Here is a 26,492-nt window from a genome sequence, read left to right on the forward strand (position 1 = left end):
CTGTGCTGCGCATGGAGTCCGTCCGCAAGACCTTCGGGAGCTCGGTCGTGCTGCGGGACGTCGACCTGGAGGTCGCCCCGCACACGGTGACCGCGCTGATCGGTGCCTCCGGTTCCGGCAAGTCCACCCTGCTGCGGTGCGCGAACCTTCTGGAGGACATCGACGACGGCGCGATCTGGCTGGACGGCGAGGAGATCACCGATCCGCGCGTCGACCAGGACGCCGTACGGCGCCGTATCGGCGTGGTGTTCCAGGCGTACAACCTCTTCCCGCACATGACGGTCCTGGAGAACATCACCCTCGCCCCGCGCCGGGTGCACGGTGTGCCCCGGAGGGAGGCCGAAGCACGCGCGCGTGAGCTGCTGGAGCGGCTCGGGCTGGCCGGCAAGGCGGGCGAGTACCCGGACCGGCTGAGCGGCGGTCAGCAGCAGCGGGCCGCTATCGTCCGCGCCCTGGCGGTACGTCCGCGGCTGCTGTTGCTCGACGAGATCACCGCCGCCCTCGACCCGGAGCTCGTGGGCGAGGTTCTCGCCGTCGTCCGGGACTTGAAGGAGGACGGGATGACGATGGTGCTGGCCACCCACGAGATGGGGTTCGCCCGCGAGGTCGCCGACCAGGTTTGTTTTCTGGACGGAGGTGTAGTGCTGGAGCGCGGTACGGCCGAGCAGATCTTCGGCGATCCGCAGCAGGAGCGCACGCAGCGCTTCCTGCGGCGGATCGTGGAGGCGGGGCGGCTGTAAGGACCGCCCGGCCAGGAGGGCGGTCCTTACCTGCCTGTCGAGTTCAGGTGTCCGCACCTGCCTGTCGAGTTCAGGTGTCCGCCTGTCCCGTCCCCGCCAGCGCCGCGACCCGCTCCACGCCGAACACGTACCCCTGCACACCGCACCCCGCGATGACCCCGTCAGCGCGCAGGGAGACGTACGAGTGGTGCCGGAACGACTCGCGCTTGTGGATGTTGGAGATGTGGACCTCCAGCACCGGAAGCCCGTCACAGGTGTTGAGCGCATCCAGGATCGCGACCGAAGTGTGGGAGTAGGCGCCGGGGTTGATCACGATCCCGCAGTGGTTCAGCCGTGCCTCGTGGATCCAGTCGACCAGCTCACCCTCGTGGTTGGACTGCCGGAAGTCGATCGTCCCGCCGTGCGCGGCCGCCGCCTTGGCGCACAGGGCCTCGACGTCGGCCAGGGTCTCGGAGCCGTAGATCTCCGGCTGGCGCTGGCCCAGCAGGTTCAGGTTGGGGCCGTTGAGGATCATGATCGGGGCGTGGGCCAGGGTGCGGGGCACGGTTCCTCCGGTCCGTTCGGGGTCGGGCGGCCCGTCGAGGACCGCTGCTCAGACCCCGGTTTATCACGGTGCAGGGAGCACGCCATGAGTCCTACCCTCCGGTCTCATGGCCATGATCTCGTACCCTCCGAAGCCCTTACCCGGCGATCGCGTCGCCGTCATCTCTCCCTCCGCAGGTCTGCCCGGGCTCTTCCCGCGCCCCTACGAGCTGGGCCTGGAGCGGCTGCGCAAGGACTACGAGCTCGAACCGGTCGAGTACCCGGCGACCCGCAAGCTCGGCTCGACGCCTCAGGAGCGGGCCGAGGACATCCACGCCGCGTTCGCCGACCCCGGCATCAAGGCGGTCGTCGCGTCCATCGGCGGCGACGACCAGATCACCGTGTTGCCGCTGCTGGACCGGGAGTTGATCCGGGCCAACCCGAAGCCGTTCTTCGGGATGAGCGACAACACGAACCTGCTCATGTTTCTGCGCAACACCGGAATCGTCGGCTTTCACGGCGCGAGCGTGATGTGCGAGCTGGGCCGTCCCGGTGTCATGCACCCGCAGACCGCCGACTCGCTGCGGGCCGCGCTGTTCACCTCGGGCGAGTACGAACTCAGGCCGGCCGAGCACTGGAACGACGTCAACGGCGACTGGGCCAAGCCGGCGACCTTCGACGCGGAGCCGGAGATGCGCCCCGCCGGCGGATGGACCTGGGTCAATGCCGACCGGGTGGTGGAGGGCCGCACTTGGGGCGGGTGTCTGGAGATCGTCGACCGACTGCTGATGGCCGACCGGGAGATCTCGCGCGACCTGTCGGCACACGACGGCGGAGTGCTGCTCCTGGAGACGTCGGAGGACATGCCGAGCGCCGACGAGGTCTTCCGGACCCTGCGGAACATGGGCGAGCGCGGGCTTGTGCAGCGCTTCGCGGCGCTGCTCATGGGCCGGGCGAGGACCTGGTCCTTCGAGCGCCCGAACAGCCCCGAACAGGGGGCGCGTTACGCCGCCGAGCAGCGTGAGGCAGTGCTGCGCGCCATGGGCATGTATGCCCCCACCACTCCGATCGTCTTCGACGTGGACTTCGGTCACACCGACCCGCAACTCGTCATCCCTTACGGCGGCATCGTCCGCGTCGACGGCCCGGCCCGGCGCATCACCGTCACGTATTGACCAGGGCCCGGCGCGCCCGTACGCCCCCGTAACCAGCGGTCACTGTGGGTAGTTGACGCAGCATGCACGACGTACGCACCGTAAGGGCACCCTCCATGCTGCGGCTCGCGGCGGCCTCGCTCGCCGGGACGGCCATCGAGTTCTATGACTTCTTCGTCTACGGGACCGCTGCGGCGCTGGTCCTGGGCCCGCTGTTCTTCCCTACGTTCTCGCCGGTGGCGGGGACCCTGGCCGCCTTCGCGACGTTCGGCGTGGGTTTTGTGGCGCGGCCTCTGGGGTCGGTGCTGTTCGGGCACATCGGGGACCGGCACGGACGTCGGCCGGTGCTCGTCGCCTCGCTGCTGCTGACCGGTGCCTCCACGGTCGCGGTCGGCTGCGTACCGACGTACGACACGATCGGTGTCACCGCTCCCCTGCTGCTGCTCGTGCTGCGTTTCCTGCAGGGGCTCGGCATCGGCGGCGAGTGGGGCGGGGCCGTCCTGCTGACCGTGGAGCACGCGCCCGCCGAGCGCCGCGGTCTGTGGTCGAGCTTCCCGCAGGTCGGGCCCGCGCTCGGCTTTCTGCTCGCCAACGGTGTGGTGCTGGGGCTGTCGGCGACGCTGTCCGAGGCGCAGTTCGCCGCGTGGGGGTGGCGCGTGCCGTTCTGGGCGGCAGGTGTGCTCGCGCTGGTGGGGCTGTGGCTGCGGTCGTCGCTCGCCGAGAGCCCCCGGTTCCTCGATATCGACGACCCCGCGCGCGTGCCGCTCGCCGAGGTGGTACGGGACCACTGGCGGCTCGTGCTGCTGACGGCCGGGGCGCTGTCCGTCGGATACGCGATCTTCTACGCCGTGACGACCTGGTCCCTCGCGTACGGCACGGACCGGCTCGGTGTGAGCCGCAGCGTCATGCTGACCTGCATCATGGGCGCCGTGGTGGTCAAGGTCTCGCTCACTCCGGTGGCGGCACTGCTGGGCGACCGGTACGGGCGACGGCCCCTGGCCCTGATCGGGTGCGCTGCGTCCGCCCTGTGGATGTTCCCGATGGTCGCGCTCCTCGCAACGGGCGCGCCGCTGCCGATGTTCCTGGGATTCCTCGGGGCGATGATCGCGTTCATCACGATGTTCGCCGTCATCGCCGCGTACCTGCCGGAGCTGTACGAGCCCCGGGTGCGCTGCACGGGTGCCGCGGTGGGCTACAACCTGGGCGGCGTCCTCGGGGGCGCGCTCACGCCGATCGCGGCGACGGCGCTGGCCGAGCAGGGCGGTCGGGTGCCCTGGGGCGTGGGGGCGTATCTGACGGGCATCGCGCTGCTCAGCCTGGGCTGCTTCGCGCTGCTGCCCGAGACGCGTCCGGTGGCCGCTGCGGCGGCGGAGCCCGCCACCGGGTGACGGGCCCCGGAACTCGGCAGCCAGGAAGGACGATCGAGCACGCAGCACAGCAGCTACGGAACGCGGCAGTTACGGATTGATCGCCAGCTCCAGATACGCCGCGAACAGCACCAGATGCACGCCCCCTTGCAACGGCGTCGCCCGCCCCGGCACCACCGTCAGCGAACTCACCACCACCGTCAGGGCAAGCAGCACCATGTGGGTGGGGCCGAGGCCGAGGACGAGCGGACCCGAGAGCCAGACGGAGGCCAGCGCGACCGCGGGGATGGTCAGGCCGATGCTGGCCATGGCCGAGCCCAGCGCGAGGTTCAGGCTGGTCTGGACGCGGTCCCGGCGGGCGGAGCGCAGGGCGGCGATCGTCTCGGGGAGCAGCACCAGCAGGGCGATGATGACGCCGACGACGGCATGGGGGAGGTCGGCGGCCGCCACTCCGGACTCGATGGTGGGCGATACCCCCTTCGCCAGGCCGACCACGCCGATCAGCGCCAGGCCCAGCAGCCCCAGGCTGATCAAGGCACCACGGGCGGAGGGCGCGTCGGCGTGATCGTCCGCTGCGATCACCTCGCCCTGCCGGGTGATGGGCAGGAAGTAGTCGCGGTGCCGCACGGTCTGGGTCGTCACGAACAGGCCGTACAGGATCAGCGAGGAGAGCGCGGCGAACGTCAGTTGCACACTGGAGAACTCCGGGCCCGGCTTGCTCGTGGTGAACGTCGGCAGCACCAGGCTCAGCGTGGCCAGGGTGGCGACGGTCGCGAGCGCGGCTCCGGTGCCCTCGGCGTTGAAGACGGCCGTACGGTGCCGCAGCGAGGCGACCAGCAGACACAGTCCCACGATGCCGTTGCATGTGATCATCACGGCGGCGAAGACCGTGTCCCGGGCCAGGGTGGAACTCTTGTCTCCGCCGTCGGCCATCAGGGTCACGATCAGCGCGACTTCGATGATCGTGACAGCGACGGCGAGGACGAGGGAGCCGAAAGGTTCGCCGACCCGGTGGGCGACCACTTCGGCATGGTGAACGGCGGCCAGGACGGCCCCCGCGAGGACCAGCGTCACCAGCGCGACGACCGCGCCGGGCAGGTCCCGTCCCCAGGTGAAGGCCAGCAGGACGACCGCGAGCACCGGCACGATGGACGTCCACCCGGTCGTGAGCGGCCTGAGCCGAGCGATCATGGAGCGATCGTCGCAGAGGCCCTCGGGGTTCGCATTCCGGTCCTTGTGGCTGTCAGGCGGCCCCGCGCCCTCGGGGTGCGGGGCCCCTGTGCGTCGTATGTCGCTACGCGAAATCGGTCATCTCCTGTACGTCGCAGTCCGTGAAGGACGGCGGCGTGCTGCACAGCGCGGCCATCTGCTCCGCGAACTTGGTCGTCTCGGGGTCCTCGCTGTTGCGCATGGCGTCCTCGTAGGAGTCGAACTCGATCACTACGAGGTAGCGGTTGGCCTGGCTCCGGTCCTTGAGGACGAGACGGCGCGTGGGGCCGCCGCTGCGGCCCTCGAAGCGCTGCTGCGTCTCATGGGCCAGCTCCCGCATCTCGTCGATGCGCTCGGTCTCGAAGTCGATGATCTGCACGAACTTCATGGGTGCGTCCACAGGTGCCTCCACCCCCGGCTGTTGTGTCCCCGGCCGGGGACACCCAGCACCCAACGAAGCACCGGGAGCGGCGCTCGGCAATTCGCTGGGCACCACTCCCGGTGTTGGTTCTTCCTACGCCCGACGTGGTCAGACGTCGATGCTGTCCTTCGGAGCGCCTTCGCTCCGGTCCTGCGCCGCCTCGGCCGCCGCCTGCTTCCTCGACGCCCTCAGGCTGGTGATCGTGGTGACGATCAGGACCGAGCAGATCACGCCGAGCGAGACCGGGATGCTGATCTCCGGGACATGGACGCCGGACTCGTGCAGCGCGTGCAGCACGAGCTTCACGCCGATGAAGCCCAGGATGATCGACAGGCCGTAGCTGAGGTGGACCAGCTTCTTCAGCAGGCCACCGATGAGGAAGTACAGCTGCCTCAGACCCATCAGCGCGAAGGCGTTGGCCGTGAACACGATGTACGGGTCCTGGGTCAGCCCGAAGATCGCCGGGATGGAGTCGAGGGCGAACAGCACGTCGGTGGTGCCGATCGCCAGCATCACCACCAGCATCGGGGTCATGACCCGCTTGCCGTTCTGCTGGATCCACAGCTTGGTGCCGTGGTAGCGGTCGGCGACACCGAACTTGCGCTCGGCGGCCCTGAGCAGCTTGTTCTCCTCGTACTCCTCGTCCTCCTCGTCGGCCCGGGCCTCCTGGATGAGCTTCCAGGCGGTCCAGATCAGGAAGGCGCCGAAGAGGTAGAACACCCACGAGAAGCTGGCGATGATGGCGGCGCCCGCGGCGATGAAGACGGCCCGCAGCACCAGGGCTATGAGGACACCGACGAGCAGCACTCGCTGCTGGTACTGAGACGGCACGGCGAACTTCGCCATGATCAGGACGAAGACGAAGAGGTTGTCGACGCTCAGCGACTTCTCGGTGATGAAGCCCGCGAAGAACTCGCCGGCGGGCTGTCCGCCGCCGAACATCAGCAGACCGAGCCCGAAGAGGCCGGCCAGGGCGATCCAGACGACCGTCCAGATTCCGGCTTCCTTGATCGACACGTCATGCGGCTTGCGGCCGATGAAGAAATCGACCGCGATCAGGGCGGCAAGGCCCACGATGGTCAGGACCCACAGGGTCGTGGAAACTTCCACTGCGCCTCCGGCAGTCGTAACGGCAAATGTCAGCGTCGTCGCGCGCCGGAGGTCTCTTCCACCCACGATGGGCCGACGCCCCGGGATCTGGCCGGATCCGTATTGACGGGTACGTCGCAGCAGACAGGGAGTACTCCCCTCCGTGGGATGAACAGTACCCCAATCACCAAGGGAAGGTAAAGTGCTTGGCAAAAGAAATGCCAAGTATGCTGGTCAGAGGCGCTTTACCAGTGCTTGGCCCGGGCTGCGGCGACCTGCGTGAGCACCTGCTGGAGCACCTGGCTGTTGGGCGGCACGAGGGAGGGCTCGTAGGTCCAGGCGTGCCCGACCCACGGGTCGGCAAGGTGGTCGTCCGGCACCGGGGTCAGTCGCAACAGCGAACGCCACAGCGGGTCGAGCAACGGGCCGTAGCCGGAGGCCTCCTCGCGGTCCGCGACCATCATCAGGTGGACGCCGACAGCCGGGCCCTCGTCCGCCAGGTAGCGCAGCTGGTTCACGGCCCGGTCGTCGAAGCCGTGCGGGAAGTCGTTGACGATCAGCAGCTGCTGCGAGGTGTCGAAACCGGGCGGCAGTGAGTCGGGGGCACCACCGCGCAGAGCCATCTGCACCAGGTCGACGCGCTGAGTGAGCCGCGCCAGGACCTCCGCGACTCCCGCCGCGCCCAGGGCGGGCGGGGCGGCGAGCACACCGGTCTGCACCAGGGGTGCCAGGGCCTGTGCGCCCGAACCCGCCGGATCGATGACGTGCACGGTGAACTCGCCCGCCGGATAGACGGCGAGCAGCCGTGCCGCATGGGCCACCGCCGCCTCCATCGCGAGACGCCGCAGGTCATGGGAGTCCGTGAACGAGCCGTCGAGCGACCCGCCGGGGCCGCTGTCGATCCACAGGCCGCGCTCCAGCGGCAGCCTGACCAGCATGGGGATGCGCAACCGGTCGCTCTCGGGCAGGTGGAGGTCCCCCAGGCGCAGGGCCATGGGTATCTCCATCGGTACGCGGTAACCGTGCCAGACGGGGTTGTCCCAGCGCGCGTACGCGGGCGGCAGTGCGGGCTCGACGACCTCGGACTCCGCGGTGAGCTGGGCGATGTCCCGGTCGAGCGTGGCCCTGGCCTGGTTGACGAGCTGGGCGTGCTTGGCCTGGGCCGCCTCGCGTGCGGCGTCGCCCTGACCGCCGATCCTGCTGCGCGGGTCCGACAGGACCTGGTCGAGCTCCTTCTCCATGCGGGACTCGGCGAAGTCGACCGCACTGCGGTAGGCGGCAGTCGTACGGGCCAGGTCCTCGAACATGCCCCACACCTGGTTGTAGAGCCGTTCGTCCATGGACCAGCCGGTGGCGTCGCCCGCGACGGGTTGAGCCGGCTGCCCCGGCTGGGCGGGGGGCGCGGTCGGCGGGGGCGGCGGCGGAGCCGCGTTCTGGCGGCGCGGGTGGCTGTAGTCGATCGGGCCGCCGGACGTCGGTGCGGACGGCTGGGTGGGGTCGGTGGCGCCGGTTGCGCCCGGATACGACGGCTGCGGCGTGGGCTGGCCCGGTACACCTGGCGTCTGGGTGCCGTAAGGGGAGGTCGACGGCGGTGTCGGCTGGCCGGGCATGACCGGTTCCTGGGTGCCGTAGGGCGACGTCGGCTGGGGTGGGACGGGACCGGAGGCGCCCTGCGGTGAGGGGCCGCCCTGGTCCGGGCCGAGCGCCGGTGCGGCCGCCTGCCGGGAGCGGTCACCGTCTGTCCGTGGCGGGGGTGCCGGTACGGAGCGGGCCATGCCCTGGGCCACCGCTTCATTGATGACGCCGGCGAGTTGGTGGGCCTGGGGCAGGCCCTGGTCGGTGAAGAGGTCGGCGAGGCCACCGGCGTAGCCCTGACCGATCGCGCGCACCTTCCAGGCGCCCTGGCGGCGGTAGAGCTCAAGGGCGACGACGGCGGACTCGGCCTCGAGGCCGGTGATGGTGTAGCTGACGACCTCTGTGCCGTCGAGGCCGGTGACCGCGACGAACGGGGTGGGCACGGCGCCGAACCGGGTCGGGCCTCCTCCACCCCCGGTCGGCAGGGCGAGCAGCACGCTGATGCGATGCACGGCCTCCGGCATGGCGTCCAGGTCCACCGCGAGGCGATGGTCCGCGGCCGCCTGCCGGGAGACCTCGAGGCCGGGCAGAGTCGGGGCGCCGGGGTGGGCCACCCATTCGACGCCGTGGATCCTGCCCTGCTCGTCGCCGAGCGTGGCTCCGGCCACGATCGGCGTGCCGGCCGAGACCCGGATCTCCAGACGGGCCTGGGAGAGCGGGTGGTTCTGCCCCCGCACCAGCTCGGCCGTCATGCCTTCGTCCCCCTGTGTCGCTTGTCGTGTCGTGTGTGCCGCCCGCCGGCCTCGTTGTTGGTCCTACAGGTGCGGCAGGATCGCCGGCATCAGGTCCTGGAAGGTACGGCCGTTGGCCGGGGTGCCGAGGGCCGTCATCGTCCAGCCCGGGCCGTTGCGGTGCACCTTCGCCATGATCTGGGCCGTGTAGGCGCCACCGCCGGCGAGGGTGTAGCGGGCGAGCTCCTGGCCGTTGGTCTCGTCGACCAGGCGGCAGAACGCGTTCTGCACCTCTTGGAAGGTCTGGCCCGTGAAGGAGTTCACGGTGAACACGATCTGGTCGATGTGGACGGGGACACGCGCCAGGTCGACGAGGATCGCCTCGTCGTCACCACCCTGGCCGACACCGCCGACGAGGTTGTCACCGGTGTGGCGCACCGAGCCGTCGTCGCTCACCAGGTGGCGGAAGAAGACGACGTCGACCGGCTGCTTGTCCGCGAACAGGACGGCGGAGGCGTCCAGGTCGACCTCCCGCGTCCGCGAGCCGAACAGGCCGCGCCGGGGAGCCGCCTGCCAGCCGAGACCCATGCGCACCGCGGTCAGGCTGCCGCCGTCGTTCTTCTGCAGACTGATGGCCTGACCCTTGGTCATGTTGACGGTCACGTGCTGATTCCCCTCTCGAACTGTCCCCTGTTGACCGCGGACTCCGCGGATGACCAGAACCCTACGCAGGGGTACTGACAGTGCCGTACCCCGGTCCGCACTTTGTGTCGGTCTTGCAACACAGGGCGTGCTCGGCAGGCCCTTCGAGGCGTTTCGGGGCGCCGGTACCGGGGCGTGGACCGGCGCCCATGGCCGGTCAGGCCAGGCCCGCCTCCTTCATCTGGCGCAGTTCCTTCTTCATCTCGGACACCTCGTCGCGCAGCCGGGCCGCGATCTCGAACTGCAGATCCGCGGCGGCGGCGCGCATACGCGCCGTCAACTCCTCGATCTGCTCGGCGAGCTCGGCCGCCGGCCGGTCGGTCGGCACCGTCTCCCTGGCCTTGCCCTTGGCGGACTTGCCTGCCTTCGCGCCCTTGGCCGCCTTGTCGCCGAGGGAGGGCACGGGGGCCTTGGTGCCGCGGCCGTCCTTCTTCGCGCGGTAGCCCGTACCGAGCAACTGCTCGGTGTCGACGTCCTCGCGGGCGATCTGAGCGACGATGTCGTTGATCTTCTTGCGCAGCGGCTGGGGGTCGATCCCGTTCGCCTTGTTGTACGCGACCTGCTTCTCCCGGCGGCGGTTGGTCTCGTCGATGGCCTTCGCCATCGCCGGGGTGATCTTGTCCGCGTACATGTGGACCTGGCCTGAGACATTGCGCGCCGCGCGGCCGATGGTCTGGATGAGGGAGGTGCCGGAGCGCAGGAAGCCTTCCTTGTCGGCGTCGAGGATCGCCACCAGGGACACCTCGGGAAGGTCGAGGCCCTCACGGAGGAGGTTGATGCCGACGAGGACGTCGAACTCGCCCGCGCGCAGCTCGCGCAGCAGCTCGACGCGGCGCAGCGTGTCGACGTCGCTGTGCAGATAGCGGACCTGGATGCCGAGTTCCAGGAAGTAGTCCGTGAGGTCCTCGGCCATCTTCTTGGTGAGGGTGGTGACCAGGACGCGCTCGTCCTTCTCGACGCGCGCCCGGATCTCGTGCACGAGGTCGTCGATCTGGCCCTCGGTGGGCTTGACGACGACTTCCGGGTCGACGAGGCCCGTGGGGCGGATGATCTGCTCGACCTGGCCGTCCGAGCGGGAGAGCTCGTAGGTGCCCGGGGTCGCCGACAGATAGACGGTCTGCCCGATGCGCTCCTGGAACTCCTCCCACTTCAGGGGGCGGTTGTCGAGTGCGGAGGGCAGGCGGAAGCCGTGGTCGACGAGGGTGCGCTTGCGGGATGCGTCGCCCTCGTACATGGCCCCGATCTGCGGCACCGTGACGTGTGACTCGTCGATGACGAGCAGGAAGTCGTCCGGGAAGTAGTCCAGCAGGGTGTTCGGCGGGGAGCCGGGCTCGCGGCCGTCGAAGTGCATCGAGTAGTTCTCGACACCCGAGCAGCTGCCGATCTGACGGAGCATCTCGAGGTCGTACGTCGTGCGCATCCGCAGGCGCTGGGCCTCCAGGAGCTTGCCCTGCTTCTCCAGCTCGGCGAGGCGCTCGCCCAGCTCCTTCTCGATGTCGTTGACGGCCCGCTCCATGCGCTCGGGGCCCGCGACGTAGTGGGAGGCCGGGAAGACATACAGCTGCTGGTCGTCGCTGATGATCTCGCCGGTGAGCGGGTGCAGGGTGGACAGGGCCTCGATCTCGTCGCCGAACATCTCGATGCGGACGGCGAGCTCCTCGTAGACCGGGAAGATCTCGATGGTGTCGCCGCGCACCCGGAAGGTGCCGCGGGTGAAGGCCAGGTCGTTGCGCGTGTACTGGATGTCCACGAAGCGGCGCAGCAGCTCGTCCCGGTCGATCTCCTCGCCGACCTTGAGGGGGACCATGCGGTCCACGTACTCCTGTGGAGTACCGAGGCCGTAGATGCAGGAGACCGAGGCGACCACGACGACGTCACGGCGGGTGAGCAGCGAGTTGGTCGCGGAGTGGCGCAGGCGCTCGACCTCCTCGTTGATCGAGGAGTCCTTCTCGATGTAGGTGTCCGACTGCGGGACGTAGGCCTCGGGCTGGTAGTAGTCGTAGTACGAGACGAAGTACTCGACGGCGTTGTTCGGCAGGAGCTCGCGGAACTCGTTCGCCAGCTGGGCGGCCAGCGTCTTGTTCGGCGCCATCACCAGGGTGGGGCGCTGGAGCTGCTCGATCATCCACGCGGTGGTGGCGGACTTGCCGGTGCCGGTCGCGCCGAGCAGGACGACGTCCTTCTCGCCGGCTTGGATGCGCCGGGCGAGTTCGGCGATGGCCTGCGGCTGGTCGCCGCTGGGCTGGTAGGGGCTGACGACCTCGAAGGGCGCCACCGTGCGTTCGATGCTGGAAACGGGCCGCATGGAATCCACCGTACGACCCGCCACTGACAACGCGGCCCGATCAGTGGTTTTGCGGGGTCCGGGAGCCTCGGTGCTCCGGCGCGCGGCGCGGTCGCAGCGGCGGCCGGCGGGTCGGGTGCGGGACGGTGGCGTGGGCCGGGACACCCGGCTTGTGCTCGACGGGGGCCACCGTGGGCCTGCCCATGACCATCTTCGGGTCGAAGAGCACGACGACGCCCGCGAGGAGAAGGAAGGCGAGCGGGCCGACCAGCATCGGCGCGAGCAGGGCGGCGGGCGAGTCGCCCGTGGAGGGGGAGCCCGTGCCGTGGAGATGGACACTGAGGGCGGCCATACCGGTGTAGTGCATGCCGCTGACGGCGAGACCCATGACGAGGCTCGCGCCCACGCTCCACAGGAACCCTCTGACCTGTCCGGCGGCCCACAGCGCGGCGGTGGCCGCCACCATGGCTATCACGACGGAGACGCCCACGGTGATCGTGTTGTACTCCAGCTTGCCGTCGAGCCGCATGCCGGCCATGCCCAGGTAGTGCATCGAGGCTATGCCCAGGCCGGTGATGGTGCCGCCGGTGAACAGGGCCGTTCCGCTGGCGCCCTTGTAGCCGACGATGAAGATCCCGATACCCACCATGACGATGGCGACGGCCAGGCTCGCGAACGTCATCGGTTTGTCGTAGTGGATCGGCGTCTCCTTGACCGTGAACCCCATCATCGCGACGAAGTGCATGGTCCATATTCCGGAGCCGATGGCCGCCGCTCCCAGAGCGAGCCAGCCCTGGCGCCAGGACTGTGAGACGAGCATCGATCTGGTGGTGCAGCGCAGGCCCAGGGCACCGCCGAGGCAGGCCATGAGGTAGGCCACCAGCGGTGTGACGAGTCCGTAGCTGAAACCGTCGATCGTGCCCTGCATACGCAGCTGCCCTTCCCGCCCTCTTACGTCCCGGAACCCCGTGGAATGCGCCCCTTCCCAGCACCGCCCGAGCGGTCAGGGTTGAGGCAGAGGGTAACTCCCACCGCAATGGTCGAACGATTTTCCGGCAAAGAAACACGGCCTTGCCCCAGTTGTGGGGCACGAGTGAGCGGGCCTGGGCAACTCCATTCATTCTGTGGCCATTCTGTACTCCTTCATCGTTGACCCTCTGCTGTCACAGTGGTGCTGTCCGTGATCGTTCGATGCGAGGAGTACGCATGCACGCGCGTGCTGTAGCCGCCATGACGACCGCGCTCCTGGGAACCGCCGCTCTGCTGCTTCCCGCCTCCGACGCCCGGGCCGGCGCCGAGCGGCCCACGGTCATCGCTCACCGGGGGGCCTCCGCCTACGCCCCCGAGAACACGCTCGACGCCGTCGACAAGGCCGCCGAACTGGGCATCGACTGGGTGGAGAACGACGTACAGCGCACCAGGGACGGCGAGCTGGTCGTCCTCCACGACGACAACCTCAAACGCACGACCGACGTGGAGCAGGTCTTCCCCGACCGGGCGCCCTGGAAGGTGAAGGACTTCACGGCCGCCGAGATCGCCCGCTTGGACGCCGGCAGCTGGTTCGGCCCCGCGTACGCGGGCGCGCGCGTGCCGACGCTGGATCAGTTCATGGACCGCGTGGAGCTGCACCAGCAGAACTTGCTCCTGGAGATCAAGAATCCCGAGCTGTACCCGGGCATCGAACAGGAGACCCTCGAAGTGCTCAGCGATGGGGGCTGGCTCGATACGCCGCATCTGGCCGCCCGGCTGATCGTGCAGAGCTTCAGCGCCGACAGCATCCGGACCGTCCACAGGCTGAAGCCCGCTGTCAGGACCGGCTTCCTGGGGACGCCGTCCGAGGCGGACCTCGCCGGGTACGCGACCTTCGCCGACCAGATCAACCCCTCGTACGGCTCCATCTCCAGGGGCTACGTCGCTTCCGTGCACGCCTTCACGGGACCGCACGGCCGGCCGCTGGAGCTCTCCACCTGGACCGTGAACGACGCGGACACCGCCCGGCTGGTCGCCGGGTACGGCGTCGACGGCATCATCACCAACCATCCCGACGTGGTGCGGGACGCCCTGTCCGATGGCCCGAGGTCCGCGCGTGGGCCGAGGCCCGCTGCCGGGGCGTTGTCAGTGGTGGGTCGTACGGTTGGCGCATGGACAGCCATGGGCAGTACGAGCAGCAGGTCGTGTGGGCCGTCGTCGGTACCGACATCGGTCCACTGATGCTGGCCGCGACCCGCGACGGCCTGGTCAGTGTCGTGTTCCACGCCACGGAGAAGGTGCGCGACAAGGCGCTCGAGCACCTGGCGTCCCGGCTGGGCACCGAGCCGGTCGAGGCGCCCGGCTCTGCGCTGCTGACCGAGGCGATACGTCAGGTGGAGGAGTATTTCGCGGGTACGCGGCGCGACTTCGAGCTGCCGCTGGACTGGTCCCTCATTTCAGGCTTCAACCGGCAGGTGCTGCGCGAGCTGGCCGCCGGTGTCCCGTACGGCACGGTCGTCGGATACGGCGATCTGGCCGGGCGGGTCGGCCAGCCGGGCGCCGCCCAGGCGGTGGGTATGGCGATGGGCGCCAATCCGCTGCCCGTCGTAGTGCCCTGTCATCGGGTCGTGGAGAGCGACGGCGGCATCGGTGGGTTCGGGGGCGGCCTGGAGACCAAGCGGAAGCTGCTCGCATTGGAGGGAGTACTGCCCGAGCCGCTGTTCTGAGGGCTTCCCGGGCGTTCACCCGGTCGGCCCGGTTCCTTCACGAGGGCGGGCCCGGTGCTTCACCGGTTGGGCAGGCGAGTGAAGAGGGGGGAGACTGCGCCTGTGACGACACTTTTCACCCACCCGTACGCGTCCGGTCCGGTGCGTTGCCTCCGGTCGGCCGGTCCGGTGTGCGTGCCGCTGCCGATCGGTCCGGCGCGCCACACCGCCGGGTGTGCGTCGTGACCGCCGTCGAGCGACCGGTCGTCGCGCCCGTCACGCCCGACCGGTTGCCGGCCCTGCGACGCCGTACGACAGCTGTGCTGATCGTGACGCAGATTCTGGGCGGGCTGGGTGTCGCCACCGGCATCGCACTCGCGGCCGTGCTGGCCACGGAGGTCAGCGGCACCGAGTCGCTGTCCGGGCTCGCGCCCACCGCGACAGTCGCCGGTACGGCCGTGCTGTCGATACCTTTGGCCGCGCTGATGACCGCGCGCGGGCGCCGCCCCGGGCTCGTGCTGGCCTATCTGATCGGAGCGGTGGGCGCCGGTATCACAGTGATCGCGGCCGACGTCGGGAGCTTCCCGCTGTTGCTGTGCGGGATGGCCGCGTTCGGCGCGGCCTCGTCGGCGAATCTGCAGGCGCGTTTCGCGGCCGCCGATCTGGCCGAGCCGGAGCGGCGGGCCCGGGCCATCTCCCTGGTCGTATGGGCGACGACCATCGGTGCGGTCCTCGGCCCCAACATCGCCTCGCCGGCCGGTCGCAGCGTCACGGGCCTCGGGATACCCGCAGCGGCCGGTCCGTTCCTGTGGGCGGCCGGGATCTTCCTGATATCCGCCGCAGTGGTGGCCGTACTGCTGCGGCCGGATCCGCTGCTGACGGCGCGTGCGCTCGCACCGGCCGAGGAACAGTCGTCCGCGGCCCGTTCGCTGCGCGCCGGACTGGCCGCCGTGACCGCCTCGCCGCGGGCCCGGCTCGCGGTGGTGACGGTTGCCGTGGCGCACACCGCGATGGTCTCGGTGATGTCGATGACCCCGGTCGACCTCTCACACCACGGGGCGGGCATCGATCTGATCGGGCTGGTCATCAGCGGGCACATCGCGGGCATGTACGCGTTCGCGCCGCTCATGGGGCGGCTGTCGGACCGGCTGGGGCGACTGTCCGGGATCGGGCTTGCCGTGGGACTGCTGGCATGCGCGGTGTTTCTCGCCGGGACGGCGGGCGGCAGTCACGGGCAGACGGCCGTCGGGCTCTTCGTACTCGGGCTCGGCTGGTCGGCCGGGCTCGTCTCCGGTTCCGCGCTGCTCACGGATTCCGTGCCGCAGCCCGCGCGGGCTGCGGCTCAGGGGCTGTCGGATCTGGTCATGAACGCTTCCGCGGGCATCGGCGGAGCGGCCGCGGGGCTCGTGGTCGCGCAGGCGAGCTACGCCTGGCTGAACTTCACCGCCGCGTGTCTGCTCGTCCCCTTGGCGGCGCTGGCACTGGTCACGCGGGGCAGACGCCGGGCGCGGGACGTCTCGGCGGACAGCTGAGGCCACGGCGGATCAGCTGGGGTGGGCAGACTAGTCGTAGTGCCGGGCCTCGAAGACGTTGCCGTCGGGGTCGCGGAAGTAGAAGCTGCGCTTGGCCTTGCCGCGGGCGCCGAAGGAGTCGCGGGAGATGTCCGACACGGGCGCGCCGCGCTCCTCCAGGCGGGCCCGCAGGGCGTCGAAGTCGTCGCTGGGCAGGGCGAGGCAGACGTGGTTGACGGGGTGGCCGGAGCTGTCGGCGGCGCCGGGCAGCATGTGCATGCGCTCCGCCATGGTGAGCGGCATGAGATCGAGGATCGTCTCCTCGTTGAGGCGCACGGAGGGGAAGGGAGCAGCCCCCGCGGAGAATTCGGAGAGCCTGACCGGCTCCATGCCGACCGCCTTCTCGTAGAAGTCGGCCGACGCCACCGGGTCACGCACCCAGAGGACGACATGGTCGAGACGTGCGGTGTTGTCCGTCATGCACACCAGGCTGGTGTCGTCTCCCACAGGCCGCAAGGGTTTGACTCGGTGCGCCGCCCGCCAGAGATGAGGGAAGACCGACAGACAGGAGGCAGGCGCGTGGTGCTGGTGGTGTCCGAAGAGGTGCGAGAGGCGATCGACGCGCGTCGCCCCGTGGTGGCTCTGGAGTCCACGATCATTGCGCACGGGCTGCCGCGCCCGCGCAATCTGCAGGTGGCGCTGGAGCTGGAGGACGTCGTACGGCAGGAGGGCGCCGTTCCCGCGACGATCGCCGTGCTGGACGGGCGGCCCCATGTCGGCCTGGACAAGGAGCAGCTGGAGCGGGTCGCGAACGAGGACGGGATCCGCAAACTGGGGCACCGTGATCTGCCGCTCGCGGTGGCCTCGGGGGCGAGCGGGGCGACCACCGTGTCGGCCACCGCTCTGCTGGCGGCCCTCGCGGGCGTACGGGTGTTCGCGACGGGTGGGCTCGGCGGCGTGCACCGGCAGTGGACGGTGACACAGGACGAGTCGGCCGACCTGGGGCTGCTGGCCCGTACGCGGATCACCGTGGTGTGTGCCGGCGTGAAGTCGATCCTGGATGTCCCGGCGACCCTGCAGCGGCTGGAGACACTGGGCGTCGCGGTGGCCGGCTACCGCACGGAGCACTTCCCCGGCTTCTATCTGTCCGATTCGGGGCATCCGGTGGACTGGACGCTTCAGTCGCCGCAGGAAGTGGCCGAAGTGATGCGCGCTCAGGACGGGCTCGACGGGCCCGAGTCGGCTCTGATCGTCGCCAACCCGGTTCCGGAGGAGGAGCAGCTGGATCCGCAGTTGCACGCGCGCGTGCTCTCCGACGCGCTGCACGCGTGCGAGGAGCGGGGCATCACCGGTCAGGCGGTCACGCCGTTCCTGCTGGACTACCTGGTGCGGCACACCGATGGTGCCTCGTTGAGCGCCAACCTTGCGGCGGTGCGCGGCAACGTACGGCTGGCCGGGCGGATCGCGGCAGCGTGGGCCGGGGCGTGATCGGCACATGACCGGGTCGGGGGCACGCGGCACCGGAAGCGAGGCGGCGGGCCGCGGACCGGGGATCGAAGCGGCGGGCCGCGGATCGGGGATCGAAGCGGCGGGCCGAGGGCCGGGGATCGAGGCGGCGGCGCGGGAACCCGGCAGCGGCAGGACAGCGCCTGGCGAATCGAGGAGCGAACCGGCCGTCCGCGGCGCCCATGACGGTGCGCTGCTCGTCGTCGGGGACGTGGTGACGGATGTCATCGCACGGCACCGGGGGCCGCTCGCCTCGGGCACGGACACGGCCGCGGCCATCCGGACGGTGCCGGGCGGCGCGGGCGCCAACGTGGCCTGCTGGGCCGCGCGTTGGGGAGCCGCGGACGTGCGGCTTCTGGGGAGGGTCGGGGCGGACACGGCCGCGTGGCACGAGCAGGAGCTGACCGCGAGCGGAGTGCGGCCGCTTCTCGTCGTGGATTCGCAGGCCCCGACCGGGACGGTGATCTGCCTGGTCGACAAGGGCGCCGCCGCCGAGCGGACGTTCCTCACCGACAGCGGCGCGTCCCTGCGGCTCGGTCCCGACGACTGGTCGGACGCGCTGCTCGACGGGGTCGCCCGGCTGCATCTCTCCGGCTACCTGCTGTTCTCCGAGCCGAGCCGGGCGCTCGTGGCAGAGGCTGTGGGGTCGGCACGCGCGCGGGGAGTGCCGGTGAGTCTGGATCCGGCGTCGGCGGGGTTCCTGACCGAGCTGGGCGTCGACCGTTTCCTGGGGTTGGTGCGGGGCGTGGACGTCCTGCTGCCGAGCCGTGACGAGGCGTGCCTGCTCACGGGGCTGCCCGATGCGGAGGACGCGGCGGCCAAGCTGAGCATGCATGTCCCGCTGGTGGTCGCCAAGCAGGGCGCGGACGGCGCCCTGGTCGCCCTGTCGGGCACCGTGAGCGCCCGCGTCCCCGCCGTGCCGGCCACCCCGAGGGATACGACGGGTGCGGGCGACGCCTTCACCGGAGCTTTCCTCGCGGCCCTGCTCAAGGGTGCCGGACCGGAAGACGCGGCGCGGGAGGGGTGCCGGGCAGGTGCGCTGGCGGTGGAGCAGGTGGGTGGGAGACCGCACCGGCCGGTGTGACCTCTCACCTGCGTCTTGCTATCTCGCCTATGCCCTGCATCCCTACCTACGTCTCGTTTCCTCACCCATGCCCTGTGTCCCTACCTATGTCTTACTTCCTCACCCATACCCTGTGTCCCTACTGATCCCCTGCGTCCCCACCTATGCCTTGCGCCCCCACGCCGAGATCATCGGGGTCGCGGCCAGATCCATGCCGCCGGCGGTGACGTTGGCGAGGTGGCGGTCGATGCCCTGGTCGGTGGCGAGGCCGGCGGTGACCAGCTGGTCGCGGAGTTCACGGATGGTGGCGGACTCCAGGTCGGCACAGGCGGGCGAGGCGAACGGAAAGTACGCGTCGGCAGCCACCCGGCACAGTCCGGCCTCCCGGAGCAGGCGCGGGAGTCTGCGGCCGAAGGAGAGATCGGCGCCGTGGTCGGCGAGGAGAGTGCGGACGGCGTCGCGCAGGCGATTCGCCAGTTGCCGGCCGGGGCCGTGCTCGTCGGGGCAGAGCAGGGGCTGCAGGGCGGGGTCGGCGTCCTCCACCAGGAGTCTGCCACCGGGACGGAGGGCCTTGATCATCGACCGCAACGCCCGCTCACGGTCCGGTACATGAGAGAGGACCATCCGGGCGTGCACCACATCGAACTCGTCCCCCGGCGGCTCCTCCGCGCCCACGTCGTGGACGCGAACCTCGACCGGCGGGCGGGCGGCCGGGTCGAGCCGTGAAGTGTCGAGGTCGGTAGCGACCACCTTGCCGGTCGGGCCGACCTTCTTGGCCAGCCAGGAGACCACCGAGGTGCCGCCGGCGCCCACCTCCCAGCAGCGCCAGCCGGGTCCGATGCCGAACCCTTCGAGATGCCGGAACGTCGCGGGGTCGAAGAGAGGTCCCAGGGCGTCGCGGTGCCCACCCGCCTCGGCCGGCCGGTTGTCGAGGAGATGTCCGTCGGTTTGCATCATGTCTGGATCATCCCATTTACCCGCTTTGCCGACAGCGGTCGACGCTCGGCGGGACGGTCGTGAATTCCTCACCACCCCCTTTCCTTCCTCCGGATTCACACCCATGCCACGAGGCGACGTGGGCAAACTCCCTTCATCCACAGGCGGGAACAAAGCGGAATCTACTGTTCCCACAGGCTTACCCGCCGCTCACGCCCAGCTGGCAAACTGGCGTGCCAGGGCGCAGAGATGCGGCGCGAGGATCCACGCAAGGAGATCCAGATGTCCATGGCAGGGAATCTGCGGAAGGTCACGGGCCTCGGCAAGGTCGGCGGCCTCCGCAAGGTGGCAGGGCTGGCTCGACGGCGCCCCCGCGTCGACCTCAGCCATCCCGCCCGGTCCCCGCTGGGCTCTTCGGTGGTGAACTGCGTGACGTACCGGGACGGGATACGGGTCCCGGAGAACGGTGATCTGGTCGACGTCGTGCAGCGGGTGCGCAAGCGCGGAGCGGGCTTCGTCTGGCTCGGCCTCCATGAGCCGACGGACCAGGAGTTCGCGGGTATCGCCGAGTTGTTCGACCTCCATCCGCTGGCGGTGGAGGACGCGGTCGAGGCGCATCAGCGGCCGAAGCTGGAGCGGTACGACGAGACGCTGTTCGCGGTGTTCAAGACAGTCTGCTACGTCGAGCACGAGCAGCTCACGGCGACGAGCGAGGTCGTGAACACCGGCGAGATCATGGTGTTCGTCGGCCGGGACTTCGTGATCACCGTGCGACACGGACGGCACGGCTCACTGGGCCCGTTGCGCGAGGAGCTGGAGTCGGACCCCGAGCAGCTCGCGAAGGGGCCGGCGGCGGTGCTCCACGCGATCGCGGACCATGTGGTCGACGACTATCTGAACGTCACGGACTCGGTGCAGGAGGACATCGACGAGGTCGAGACGGACGTGTTCGCGGAGAACGGCGCGCGGGTCGACCCGGGGCGGATCTATCAGCTGAAGCGGGAACTCCTGGAGCTGAAGCGGGCCGTGGTTCCGCTCAGCCGGCCGCTGGAGGACCTGGCCACGCTGCCCATCCGAGTGGTGGAGCCGGAGATACAGGCCTACTTCCGCGACGTGTCCGACCATCTGCTGCGCGCCAAGGAACAGATCTTCGCCTTCGACGAACTGCTGAACTCGATCCTGCAGGCGCACCTGGCACAGGTCACCGTCGCACAGAACGAGGACATGCGGAAGATCACGGCCTGGGCCGCGATCGTCGCCGTGCCGACGATGGTGTGCGGGGTGTACGGGATGAACTTCGACTACATGCCGGAGTTGCGCTGGACGTTCGGCTATCCGCTGGTCATAGCCGTGATATCCGTCGCGTGCCTGGTGCTGTACCGCGGCTTCCGGCGGAACGGGTGGCTCTGACGGTTGCTTCGGCAGGATCGACGGTTGCTTCGGCAGGATCGGGCGGTTGCATCGGCAGGATCGCGCGGTTGCATCGGCAGGATCGGGTGCGTCCCCGCCCCGCACGGCCGTCCGGCCAGCCGGACGAGGACGTCACAACGGGCGAGGGTGAGGCGTTCGCCGGGTCAGTGCGTCGTCGGCGCCCCGGTCCTGGCGTAGACGCTCTCGGCCCACTGACCGATCTCGCGCTCCGACAGGTGCTGGGCCAGATCGGCCTCGCTGATCATGCCGACCAGGCGCTTGTTGTCGATGACGGGGAGCCGACGGATCTGGTGCTCCTTCATCTCCCGGAGCACTTCCCTGATGTCGGCGCTCGCGTCGATCCAGCGCGGGGTGCCCTGAGCCATCTCGCCGGCGGTGACCTTGCTGGGGTCACGGCCCATGGCCACGCAGCCGATGACGATGTCGCGGTCGGTGAGGATGCCGCAGAGCCGTTCGTTCTGGTCGCTGATGGGCAGGGCTCCGACGCCCAGCTCGCGCATCAGCTGGGCGGCGCGGTCGAGGGTCTCGTGGGCCGGGATCCACTGGGCACCACGGTGCATGATGTCTCCGGCAGTGGTCATGAAGTACCTCCCGATGCCGGACGGCCGGCGCGGCGCGGGACGCACCGCTAGTCCCGGCGCCCTTCATTCTCGCCGCGCCGCCCGGCACATGCACCCGGAACCGACGGGCGACGGCCACCGGCAGCGGGAGGCGCTCAGGCCGAGAAGCGCACGATCTTCCGCGGGACGACACGGATGATCACGCGGGTCTCGTCGTCCTTCTCGGCGGGCGGGTCGATGCCGAGGTACTTGTGCGAGAGCTCGAACGGGAGCCGCTTGGCCTCGTCCGGGAGTATCTCCGCGGTGCCGCGGATCTCGACCGAGCTGTAGGGGTGGGCGAGGTCGTAGACCGAGACGCTGATGCGGGGGTCGCGGCGGAGGTTACGCACCTTCTGGCGGGCGTCGACGGAGGAGAAGAGCACGGTGTCGCCCTCGCGCTTGATCCAGACCACCGAGTTCTGCGGGGCGCCGTCGGGGCCGAGCGTGGCCACGCTGGCGAAGTTCTTGCCGTCCAGCAGGGTGCGGACGGAGTCGTCGAAGGAGATCGGATCACTCGTGGAGGTCGTCATGGGACCAGAGTAATTAAATGCACGTGCATAGAGAAGCGGTTTTTTGGATCACCCTCTCCACGCCGGGTGCCGCGGGTCGTCGGCGCGCACCAGGACATCGGCCGTACCGACCGGATCGGTCTCCTGCTCGTAGCGCTCGAAGGCGGGGATCGTCCAGTGCTCGGCCTCGGGGCTCCGTCGGCGCAGAGCACCGGGTGAGAGCAGGACGTGGACGGTCAGATCGAAGGGGAACCAGTGACGAAGCAGGAGGGGACCGTGCAGCAACAGGAAGCCGCCGGGCGGAAGTTGGACGTAGGGACTGCGGGTGGCTCGGTCGGCGACCGGGTCCCACAGATCAGGCAGGACACGGCCGTCGCCACCGGGTTCGAGGGGGCCGAAGACCTCGCGCCACAGGGCGCCGGTGTCGAACCAGCCGTCGTAATAGGCATCCACGTCCCGGTGGCCGTGCTGCAGCCGGACCGAGGCGGGGCGCAGGAAGCCCTCCGCGCCGACGGCGAGCGAGGGACGGCCGCGTATACGCAACGCCTCACCGACCCGCTCGGCGAGGTCTCCCGGGCGGGCCGCCGGGGCACCGTCGAAGGCGATGCGCGGCCAGGGGCTGCCGTCGGCCGGCTTCAGGTCGAGCAGCCGCTCGGCCAGCAGGTCGCCGAGCCGGTCCCAGGTGATCGCTTCAAGTCGCACAGGGCCCATGATGCGACAGAGAACGGGTGCGACGAGGGGGCGCTCCGCAGTCGGGAGGCGCGACTGCTCTGCGGTCGGGATGCGCGGGCGCCCGCGGGTCGGGAGGTTTCGGCCCGATCGCGAGGGCCGGGCGGGCGGGGCGAGCGGGGCGGCTCCGCCGGATCGCATCGACGCCCTGCTCGCACCGCCCAGCGGACCGATCAGGCCGCCGGCCCCACCCGATCAGGCAGCTTCCCGTCCCCCAACCAGGCAGTTTCCCGTGCCGATCAGGCAGACGGCTGTTCCGATCGCGCAGCCCGCTGCCCCAGTCGGATAGTTCCCCAGAGCCGCCCCACGGGGAATGAACCGGGTATGGCGCCCCTCGCAACTCCCCCGCACCGCACCGGCCTTCTGGTGATCCAGCCTCTCAAGCGGCGGCACTGTGCGGAGTGTCATGGGGGGCCGTTGCCGATGCTCGTGCTGGAGGACGGGGCGCCGCGGTGTCTCGACTGTGCCGACCTCGGGCATCTGGTGTTCCTGCCGCGCGGCGACACGGCGTTGACGCGTCGGTCACGGGAGGAGAGTGCGCTGTCGGCGGTGGTCGTACGGTTCAACCGGCGCAAGAGCCGTTATGAGCGGCAGGGCGTCCTCGTCGAGGAAGCGGGGCTCGCCCGGGCCGAGCAGCGGTGCCTGGCGGACGCGGAGGCTCGGCGGCGGCGCCGGGTGCGGGACGCCCGGCGGCGGGCGCGGGAGGACGTGCGGTTCGCGGAGGCGTTCGCGGCTGAGATACGGCGGCTGTTCCCGGGATGTCCTGCGGACCGGGCGCGGGACATCGCCGCGCATGCGTCGGTGCGGGGCAGTGGTCGGGTGGGGCGGAGTGCGGCGGGGCGGGCGTTGTCCGAGGGGGCGGTGACGTCGGCGGTCGTGGCGTCCGTTCGGCATCTGGACACCCCGTACGACCAGTTCCTGATGAGCGGGGTACCGCGGCACGAGGCTCGGCGCCGGATCGCGGCGGTGGTGGAAACGACGTTGCGGGCGTGGCGGGCGGAGGTGTCGGGGGTGGGCTGACGGTGGCGCGGGGGACGGCCATCGGGGACGAGTACGGGAACAGGAACCGGAACCGGCACGGTCACGGGCAGGAGCACGGGCACGGGCACATGGAGACCGGGACGCGAACTGGCCACCCGACGGTGCCGTCCTTCAAGGCTCGGCGCCCGTCCTTCGCCCCGCTGGACGCTCGCGTATGGCTGCGCGTCGTTCAGCCATGGTGAGCGTTCCCGGGCAGGACTTCACTTGAGGTGACGAATGGGACTGGGCTGGGAAGGATCCCGGCCGGACACAGGAGTTGACGTTGATGATTGACGGGCCGTACTTCGTCCTGGTCGTGATCGGCGTGGTCGGAACCGGTCTCGTGGCCGGGGTCTTCTGCGCCTTCTCGACCTTCGTGATGCGCGGGCTCGCCGCGCTGCCGCCGGCGCAGGGCGTCGCCGCGATGAAGGCGATCAATGTGACGGCGTTGACGCCGGCGTTCATGCTGGTGTTCATCGGGTCGGCGGTGCTGTGCGCGGTGATCGCCGTGGTGACGTTCGTGCTCTGGCCGGACGAGGGGACCGTGGAGCTGCTGCTGGGCAGCGGGCTGTATCTGTTCGGCTCCTTCGGGGTGACCATGGTGGCGAACGTGCCCCGCAACGAAGCGTTGCTCAAGCTCGACGCGGGCACCCCTGAGGCGGCCGCCTACTGGCCGACGTACGTGCGTGAGTGGACGACGTGGAACCACGTGCGCATGGCCGCCTCGGCCGCCGCGACGGTGTCGTACGTCCTCGCCCTCAGCTGACCCGCCCCTGCCCCGCCCCGCGCCCACCCGGCCCACTCCGCATGGCCCCCATCCGACCCACTGCGCATGGATCGCCCGACCACTCCACATGGCCCCGGACCGACCACTCCGCATCGACCCCACCCGACTCACACCGCACGGGCTCCGCCCTCCGCTCCACTCCACGGGCCCCGCACCGCCCCCGTCCGCATGCACATCGCCCCGACCGGCCCGCATGTGCCACGCCCCGCCCTACCCCAAGCCCCACCCACGCCCGCCCCACCCACCCCCATAAAGCGAGCCTGGGAATAGTCCACGGAGCGAGCCCGGGAACAGTCCACGGAAAAACCGCGGAGAAAGCGCTGTCCCTCCCCTCTGCGCACGCCGCCGACGGGACGTATCGTGGCCGGAAGAGTGCCGCCCGATGACGCACGGCTCCCACACGTCACAACCGCGCACACGCTAGGAAGACGGCCATGGCCGATCCCAAGGGTTTCATGACCACCCCCCGCCAGGACTGGCCGCGTCGGCCCGTCGAGGAGCGGGTCAAGGACTGGGACGAGGTGTACGTCCCCGGGGCGCTGCTGCCGATCATCAGCAAGCAGGCCGACCGCTGTATGGACTGCGGCATTCCCTTCTGCCACGACGCCTGTCCGCTCGGCAATCTGATCCCCGAGTGGAACGACCTGGTGTCACGGGAGGACTGGCGGGCTGCCGCCGACCGGCTGCACGCGACGAACAACTTCCCCGAGTTCACGGGGCGGTTGTGCCCGGCACCCTGCGAGTCGGGGTGCGTGCTGGCGATCAACCAGCCGGCCGTCACCATCAAGAACGTCGAGTGCGCCATCGCCGACCGGGCCTGGGAGGAGGGCTTCGCGCCGCCTCGTCCGCCGGAGCGGCTGTCGGGGAAGACGGTGGCGGTGATCGGCTCGGGACCGACCGGACTCGCGGCGGCACAGCAGCTGACCCGGGCGGGGCACACGGTCGCCGTGTACGAGAAGGACGACCGGATCGGCGGGCTGATGCGGTACGGGATCCCCGAGTTCAAGATGGAGAAGCACCATCTGGAGCGGCGGATCGAGCAGATGCAGGCGGAGGGGACCAAGTTCCGTACGTCGACGGCGGTCGGGCGGGACATCGGGGCCGCCGAGCTGCGGTCGCGCTACGACGCCGTGGTGATCGCCACAGGAGCCACGGCGTGGCGCGAACTGCAGGTTCCCGGGCGGGAGTTGGACGGCATCTATCAGGCGATGGAGTATCTGCCGCTGGCCAACCGGGTGTGTGAGGGGGACCTGGAGACGTCCCCCCTGTCCGCCGCCGGGAAGCACGTCGTCATCGTCGGCGGCGGGGACACGGGGGCCGACTGTCTGGGCACCGCCGTACGGGAGGGTGCCGCGTCCGTGACCCAGCTGGACATCTACGCCCAGCCGGGCGCCGAGCGCGACGAGGACACCGAGCCCTGGCCGACGTACCCGAAGATCTACCGTCTGTCGGCCGCGCACGAGGAGGCGCGCGATCTTCAGACGGCGCCCGCGGCGGACGCGGACGCCCGGCTGTTCGCGGCGTCCACGCTCCGCTTCACGGGTGACGCCGACGGGCACGTGCGGTCGCTGCACCTGGTGGAGGTGGACGCACAGCGCCGCCCGCTGCCGGACACCGGGCGATCGCTGCCGGCCGACCTCGTCCTGCTCGCCCTCGGCTTCTCCGGGCCCGACCGGGAGGACGGGCTGATCGACCAGCTGGGGCTGGAGCTGCAGCCTCGCGGCACGATCGCGCGGGACGCCGGGTTCGCCACGAACGTCCCCGGTGTGTTCGCCGCGGGGGATGCCGCCCGGGGGCAGTCGCTCATCGTGTGGGCGATCGCGGAGGGACGGGCGGTGGCGGCGGCCGTCGACCGTTGTCTGACGGGGAGTTCGAGGCTGCCGGCGCCCATATCGCCGTACGACCGCCCGATGACGGTGTAAGGCGCAGGCC

The 26,492-nt window shown here is 70.2% G+C and carries 24 protein-coding genes and 1 pseudogene; 12 read left to right on the forward strand and 13 right to left on the reverse strand.

What is annotated here, in order from left to right:
- The first annotated feature begins 11 nt into the window (after positions 1-11).
- On the forward strand, positions 12-740 hold the full coding sequence (locus tag ACIBU0_RS23165) for an amino acid ABC transporter ATP-binding protein (RefSeq protein WP_398821747.1): 729 nt from the start codon (positions 12-14) through the stop codon (positions 738-740).
- Positions 741-810: 70 nt separating this feature from the next.
- Here the strand turns inward: ACIBU0_RS23165 and aroQ are convergent, their stop codons facing one another.
- Positions 811-1,284 (reverse strand): type II 3-dehydroquinate dehydratase, encoded by a 474-nt coding sequence (gene aroQ, locus ACIBU0_RS23170; protein WP_398821259.1) that lies wholly within the window; start codon positions 1,282-1,284, stop codon positions 811-813.
- Positions 1,285-1,390: 106 nt separating this feature from the next.
- Between aroQ and ACIBU0_RS23175 the strand changes: the two genes are divergently transcribed.
- Complete coding sequence (locus ACIBU0_RS23175) at positions 1,391-2,437, forward strand: S66 peptidase family protein (protein ID WP_398821261.1); 1,047 nt, start codon at positions 1,391-1,393, stop codon at positions 2,435-2,437.
- 62 nt (positions 2,438-2,499) lie between these two features.
- Positions 2,500-3,804, forward strand: a complete 1,305-nt coding sequence (locus ACIBU0_RS23180) for an MFS transporter (RefSeq protein ID WP_398821263.1) — start codon at positions 2,500-2,502, stop codon at positions 3,802-3,804.
- 69 nt (positions 3,805-3,873) lie between these two features.
- Here the strand turns inward: ACIBU0_RS23180 and ACIBU0_RS23185 are convergent, their stop codons facing one another.
- From ACIBU0_RS23185 to ACIBU0_RS23215, 7 genes are all read right to left on the reverse strand, one after another.
- Positions 3,874-4,974, reverse strand: coding sequence for a calcium:proton antiporter (locus ACIBU0_RS23185; protein WP_398821265.1), 1,101 nt, complete (start codon positions 4,972-4,974; stop codon positions 3,874-3,876).
- Positions 4,975-5,077: 103 nt separating this feature from the next.
- A complete protein-coding gene (locus tag ACIBU0_RS23190; RefSeq protein ID WP_398821749.1) occupies positions 5,078-5,380 on the reverse strand; it encodes a hypothetical protein in 303 nt (100 codons plus the stop codon).
- 141 nt (positions 5,381-5,521) lie between these two features.
- A complete protein-coding gene (locus ACIBU0_RS23195; protein WP_398821267.1) occupies positions 5,522-6,523 on the reverse strand; it encodes a TerC/Alx family metal homeostasis membrane protein in 1,002 nt (333 codons plus the stop codon).
- 224 nt (positions 6,524-6,747) lie between these two features.
- Positions 6,748-8,829 (reverse strand): TerD family protein, encoded by a 2,082-nt coding sequence (locus tag ACIBU0_RS23200; protein ID WP_398821269.1) that lies wholly within the window; start codon positions 8,827-8,829, stop codon positions 6,748-6,750.
- A gap of 63 nt (positions 8,830-8,892) precedes the next feature.
- On the reverse strand, positions 8,893-9,471 hold the full coding sequence (locus ACIBU0_RS23205) for a TerD family protein (RefSeq protein WP_398821272.1): 579 nt from the start codon (positions 9,469-9,471) through the stop codon (positions 8,893-8,895).
- A 196-nt stretch (positions 9,472-9,667) separates the two neighbouring features.
- On the reverse strand, positions 9,668-11,815 hold the full coding sequence (gene uvrB, locus ACIBU0_RS23210) for an excinuclease ABC subunit UvrB (protein WP_398821277.1): 2,148 nt from the start codon (positions 11,813-11,815) through the stop codon (positions 9,668-9,670).
- A gap of 40 nt (positions 11,816-11,855) precedes the next feature.
- Positions 11,856-12,722 carry an MHYT domain-containing protein gene (locus tag ACIBU0_RS23215; protein ID WP_398821279.1) on the reverse strand — a complete coding sequence of 289 codons (867 nt, stop codon included), beginning with the start codon at positions 12,720-12,722 and terminating at the stop codon, positions 11,856-11,858.
- Positions 12,723-13,000: 278 nt separating this feature from the next.
- Between ACIBU0_RS23215 and ACIBU0_RS23220 the strand changes: the two are divergent.
- The 3 genes and pseudogenes from ACIBU0_RS23220 to ACIBU0_RS23230 form a co-directional block, all read left to right on the forward strand.
- Positions 13,001-13,858: pseudogene (locus tag ACIBU0_RS23220) on the forward strand (glycerophosphodiester phosphodiesterase); the annotation flags it as partial.
- Positions 13,859-13,935: 77 nt separating this feature from the next.
- Positions 13,936-14,490: a methylated-DNA--[protein]-cysteine S-methyltransferase gene (locus ACIBU0_RS23225; protein WP_398821281.1), complete on the forward strand. Its 555-nt coding sequence runs from the start codon at positions 13,936-13,938 to the stop codon at positions 14,488-14,490.
- Between the two features lie 221 nt (positions 14,491-14,711).
- Positions 14,712-16,001: an MFS transporter gene (locus tag ACIBU0_RS23230; protein ID WP_398821283.1), complete on the forward strand. Its 1,290-nt coding sequence runs from the start codon at positions 14,712-14,714 to the stop codon at positions 15,999-16,001.
- A gap of 30 nt (positions 16,002-16,031) precedes the next feature.
- Here ACIBU0_RS23230 and ACIBU0_RS23235 read toward each other — a convergent pair whose 3' ends face one another.
- On the reverse strand, positions 16,032-16,460 hold the full coding sequence (locus ACIBU0_RS23235) for a VOC family protein (protein WP_398821284.1): 429 nt from the start codon (positions 16,458-16,460) through the stop codon (positions 16,032-16,034).
- A 99-nt stretch (positions 16,461-16,559) separates the two neighbouring features.
- On the opposite strand from ACIBU0_RS23235, the gene ACIBU0_RS23240 reads away from it, so the two are divergent.
- The gene (locus ACIBU0_RS23240) at positions 16,560-17,468 is read left to right on the forward strand and encodes a pseudouridine-5'-phosphate glycosidase (RefSeq protein ID WP_398821286.1); all 909 of its coding nucleotides are present in this window, start codon (positions 16,560-16,562) and stop codon (positions 17,466-17,468) included.
- Between the two features lie 7 nt (positions 17,469-17,475).
- Positions 17,476-18,570 (forward strand): carbohydrate kinase family protein, encoded by a 1,095-nt coding sequence (locus tag ACIBU0_RS23245; protein ID WP_398821288.1) that lies wholly within the window; start codon positions 17,476-17,478, stop codon positions 18,568-18,570.
- A gap of 141 nt (positions 18,571-18,711) precedes the next feature.
- Here the strand turns inward: ACIBU0_RS23245 and ACIBU0_RS23250 are convergent, their stop codons facing one another.
- Positions 18,712-19,506: a methyltransferase domain-containing protein gene (locus tag ACIBU0_RS23250; RefSeq protein WP_398821290.1), complete on the reverse strand. Its 795-nt coding sequence runs from the start codon at positions 19,504-19,506 to the stop codon at positions 18,712-18,714.
- A 261-nt stretch (positions 19,507-19,767) separates the two neighbouring features.
- On the opposite strand from ACIBU0_RS23250, the gene ACIBU0_RS23255 reads away from it, so the two are divergent.
- Positions 19,768-20,895 carry a magnesium and cobalt transport protein CorA gene (locus ACIBU0_RS23255; RefSeq protein WP_398821292.1) on the forward strand — a complete coding sequence of 376 codons (1,128 nt, stop codon included), beginning with the start codon at positions 19,768-19,770 and terminating at the stop codon, positions 20,893-20,895.
- 164 nt (positions 20,896-21,059) lie between these two features.
- Here ACIBU0_RS23255 and ACIBU0_RS23260 read toward each other — a convergent pair whose 3' ends face one another.
- The 3 genes from ACIBU0_RS23260 to ACIBU0_RS23270 form a co-directional block, all read right to left on the reverse strand.
- The gene (locus ACIBU0_RS23260; protein WP_398821294.1) at positions 21,060-21,497 is read right to left on the reverse strand and encodes a CBS domain-containing protein; all 438 of its coding nucleotides are present in this window, start codon (positions 21,495-21,497) and stop codon (positions 21,060-21,062) included.
- A 134-nt stretch (positions 21,498-21,631) separates the two neighbouring features.
- Positions 21,632-22,045: a PPOX class F420-dependent oxidoreductase gene (locus ACIBU0_RS23265; RefSeq protein ID WP_398821296.1), complete on the reverse strand. Its 414-nt coding sequence runs from the start codon at positions 22,043-22,045 to the stop codon at positions 21,632-21,634.
- A 48-nt stretch (positions 22,046-22,093) separates the two neighbouring features.
- A complete protein-coding gene (locus tag ACIBU0_RS23270) occupies positions 22,094-22,735 on the reverse strand; it encodes a uridine kinase (protein WP_398821298.1) in 642 nt (213 codons plus the stop codon).
- A 342-nt stretch (positions 22,736-23,077) separates the two neighbouring features.
- Between ACIBU0_RS23270 and ACIBU0_RS23275 the strand changes: the two genes are divergently transcribed.
- The 3 genes from ACIBU0_RS23275 (at position 23,078) to ACIBU0_RS23285 (ending at position 26,482) form a co-directional block, all read left to right on the forward strand.
- The gene (locus tag ACIBU0_RS23275; protein ID WP_398821300.1) at positions 23,078-23,773 is read left to right on the forward strand and encodes a DUF2293 domain-containing protein; all 696 of its coding nucleotides are present in this window, start codon (positions 23,078-23,080) and stop codon (positions 23,771-23,773) included.
- Positions 23,774-24,059: 286 nt separating this feature from the next.
- Positions 24,060-24,539 (forward strand): DUF1772 domain-containing protein, encoded by a 480-nt coding sequence (locus ACIBU0_RS23280; protein WP_398821302.1) that lies wholly within the window; start codon positions 24,060-24,062, stop codon positions 24,537-24,539.
- A 455-nt stretch (positions 24,540-24,994) separates the two neighbouring features.
- Entirely contained in the window at positions 24,995-26,482 is a 1,488-nt protein-coding gene (locus tag ACIBU0_RS23285; RefSeq protein WP_398821304.1) for a glutamate synthase subunit beta, read from the forward strand.
- Positions 26,483-26,492: the final 10 nt, after the last annotated feature.

Source organism: Streptomyces sp. NPDC049627 (assembly GCF_044465645.1).
Taxonomy (GTDB): domain Bacteria; phylum Actinomycetota; class Actinomycetes; order Streptomycetales; family Streptomycetaceae; genus Streptomyces.